Here is a 3824-nt window from a genome sequence, read left to right as displayed (position 1 = left end):
TAACAGTACAGCTATAGCCACCGAGAGAGTTTTAGTAGCAATAATAGAAAACTATCAGGAAGAAGATTGCATAAGGGTACCTGATGTGCTTATACCATATACAGGATTCAGTGAAATAGGTAAGGAGGATAAATAATGGCAAAAACTAAATCAAAACTGGCACGGAGAAGAGACCAGATAGCAAAAATAGTCACCGAAGTCATAGTGGGAATTGCATTTACCATTCTTGCCGGATATCTCATCGATATCATAATAACTAAATTTCTCCCACAATACAAATCCTATGAATCTTTTGTGATTGAGTCTGTTCATGCAGTAACAATATTGATTATAGGGCTTCTGGTAGTAGGATCATTTGTGAGATACATCCGGGAAGTTTTAATAAAAACAAATAAGAGCTTATATGGAATTTCCCTGGTAATAAGAATAGTATTTTATGTTGTTATACTGGCCCTTGTAATGAGCGCATTTCATGTAAGCGTTACAGGAATACTTGCCGGCAGTGCCATTGGTGGCATAGTACTTGGGCTTGCAGTCCAGACAGTTGCATCAAATGTTCTCTCCAGTGTGTTTGCCACATCATCAAACACCCTGAAGTTTGGTGAGACCATATCTGTCAATTCATGGGTATGGAGTGTTGAAACAACCGGAAAAATAGTCGAGGTGAAAACTCTTTTTTCTAAGATGCTCACGAAGGACAACAATGTTATCTATCTGCCAAATTCAGAAATACTTGGCAACAGTGTAATCACAGAGTACAGAAATGATGGCGGCAGTTATATCTATCCCTTGAATATAACTGCACAGGCTGATGTCCCAGCTGACAAGATACTTCAAGAAATAAAGAATAACAATGATTTCAGCGATATAAAATTTTTCCTTTCAACAAAAAATGGTATTAGCAACACCTTTGAGGCTTTGATTACTTTTGATGATGTGACCGAATTAAATGAAAAAATGGCTAGAGCCAATATGGCCCTGGATTCAGCCTACTGGAATGTGAAATCCAGGTTCAATGTGCTTGGCCCTAATTCAATGTGGGAAAGCCCTGAAAATATATATCCATTAAGTATAATACTGAACTCGGATGTATCCTCTGAAAAAGTAATTGAGGAGGTATCAAAACAGTTGCCTGATTCTGGGGTAATACTCCTTGCGAGAGGTGGATCAACCAATACCTTTCTTGCCAAGGTTAAGCTTTCCGGCAAATCCATGGATAAGGTGATAAATGACACTAATCTGGTGTTTGAAAATATCTATAATAAACTGAAAGCAGAAAATCAGCCTAAGGATGATGAGAAAAAACAGTGAAGGGCTTAACCAAAAAAAATTTTTTAATTGCCGACTCTCAATGAAAGACTAACATAATAATATATTCGCAACATAGAAAGTATGTACTTCAACATAAGGTATTGAATTTGAAAATAGATAGATTTATAAAACATTGTTTTAATTTGTTATAGCCATGAAAAACATCAGCAAGATCTTTGAAGTTAAGAATTACCTAACAAATACGTTCGTTGGCAGGGAAGACGTGATTAATGGTGTACTTGCAGGTTTGATTTCTGGTGAACCAACTCTTCTTGTTGGGCCGCCTGGAACAGCAAAGACGTCAATTATTGATACAATGAGCAGATTAATCAATGCACGGTACTTTTATTATTTGCTCACAAAATTTACTGAGCCAGAAGAACTTCTTGGCCCCATAGATATAACTGCATTAAAAAATGGGGAATACAGAAATATAACCACAGGCAAACTTCCGGATGCTAATATAGTATTTTTGGATGAAATATTCAAGTCAAGTTCTGCCATAAGGAATACCCTGCTTGACATTATGCTGAACCGCAGATTGCCCAATGGGGGAGCAATGATAGACCTTGACCTCCTTGGGATTTATTCAGCCAGTAATGAGATATCAGATGATGAGGAAGACATGGCACTCTATGACAGATATCCCATAAAGATATTCCACAGCTATGTGGAGCGTACAATTCTCAGGGATTTGCTTGAAAAGGGAATAAATATGGAATCCAGTTCTACAATGGAAAAACCTTTCCTGGATCTTGATGATGTCAGAAAGCTCCAATCAGAAGCTGTGGCAAGGATGAATATGATCAGGTCTGATAATAACAATGTTATAGACCGTTATATGGAGGCATTGTTCCAGCTTGAGGAGAATGATGTTATACTCAGCGACAGAAGAAAAATAAAACTACTTAAAATAGCGGCAGCATTCAGCATTCTTATGGATTCGAAATCCGTTACAGGAAACGATGTGGCCATGGCTATGAGATACAGTGCAGACTCTGAAGATTATATGCCGAAAATAGAGGCGGCAATAATTGATTCCAAGCTTGAAAATAAATCCGACATAGTCCAGAAGGCTGAAACCACCATGGAAGAAACAAAATCACTTATTCAGTCCACAGAGGACGCCATAAACAGGAATTCACCATATAACGTTGTTCTTGACCAGCTGAGTCTGCTTGAGATATACATTAAAAAACTTGAGAGAATGAAATATGAACTGGGAAGCGACAATTCACCTTATCACAGAGACATAGTAAACAGGATTAATTCATCGCTGGAGTTTGCCGGATCCAGATATGAAAAGCTAAAGGGGAAGTGATAGTTAAGATAAAATATTATATGTTATTATTATATATTCTGATAAGCTCTGGAGAAATATAAGGAAATCTGCGAAACCTCATAACAAAAAACTCAGAACTCATCTCAACAGATGGCCATATTCTGAATTCCAGAAGATGATAGAGTATAAATCGCAGAAAAAGACGGTATAGGTGAATCCAGGAGGACTTCCTCATAATGTCCCGTATGCGGTGAAAAGGTAAAGCACCAAACCTGGAAGATATCCAGATGCAACAACTGTGACCGGAACTACGACAGGGACAGGTTGGCCTCACTGGCCATAACCCTCCGTGGCATCGGTCTGTGCGGAGACCCGTTCCCCGTGAGTGCGTTGGCCTCTTGGCAATCTATGAAGGATGAATATCTGTACATCAGAGATTAACCTGAGATCCCTGAAGCAGGTTCGACTGAGACTGCCTACGCTACGAACAAAGATGGTACATAAGATTGCATAACTTTTTGAGAACGGAAGGTGACAGGCATGGCTGGAAACCCAAGAAGCAACATAAATGGAATATCACAGACAAGCACTGTGTATAAAATAACCAGGGAGAGGCTTGTCAGGCGTGTGAATATAGATCTGGATAGAAACTCAGCTGAGGATATCAAAACGGCGACCTCTGACCTTTACTTTCTTTTTTATTCCGGTCTGGCCACCGTCAAAAACCAGAAAAATAGTAATGAATTTATGGAAAGCATAAGGCTCAGAATGGATTATATGACAAAAACGAAGGAATTCACTCAGGCAAAGACATATTCACACCTGAACGACAGGTTATCCATGCTTTACAGCATAAATTTTATGAAGGCATTAAATGAAAATGCCAAAAAAAATGCCGCCAGAAACGGAAATTCCAGTGAATCACTTAATCCAAAAACAATAGAAAAATCAATGGAAGGTGCATCTAAGAAGATAGAAATGGCCCATGAAATTGAGAAAATAATAAAGGACAAAAATCCCGGGGGCAATACAGGCAGGAAAGAAGGCTTGTCCGTGGATAGCCTCATTGATCTTACAGATAAGGCGATGAAGGTTGAAAATGCTGACAGGATACTTACAATGGCCAATAAACTTATTGATATTATGCCGCGCTACACAAAGAAGATGAGGGCATTTTCAAATACCGGCGAACTTGCAGGGTATTATAAAACAAGGCATATATCAAATGTGC

The 3824-nt window shown here is 38.7% G+C and carries 2 protein-coding genes and 2 pseudogenes; all 4 read left to right on the top strand.

The genetic code is table 11. The features are described from left to right. Window positions 1-135: 135 nt before the first annotated feature. Complete coding sequence (locus tag AMDU4_RS13520) at window positions 136-1311, top strand: mechanosensitive ion channel family protein (RefSeq protein WP_021788491.1); 1176 nt, start codon at window positions 136-138, stop codon at window positions 1309-1311. A 154-nt stretch (window positions 1312-1465) separates the two neighbouring features. Then, complete coding sequence (locus AMDU4_RS13515; protein ID WP_021787466.1) at window positions 1466-2632, top strand: AAA family ATPase; 1167 nt, start codon at window positions 1466-1468, stop codon at window positions 2630-2632. A 210-nt stretch (window positions 2633-2842) separates the two neighbouring features. Next, window positions 2843-3034, top strand: a pseudogene (locus AMDU4_RS14230) (hypothetical protein); the annotation flags it as partial. 99 nt (window positions 3035-3133) lie between these two features. Then, window positions 3134-3824, top strand: a pseudogene (locus AMDU4_RS13510) (hypothetical protein); the annotation flags it as partial.

This window comes from Ferroplasma sp. Type II, from assembly GCF_000496155.1.
Note: the sequence above shows the minus strand (reverse complement) of the source record. Positions and strands in the feature narration are given on the sequence as shown.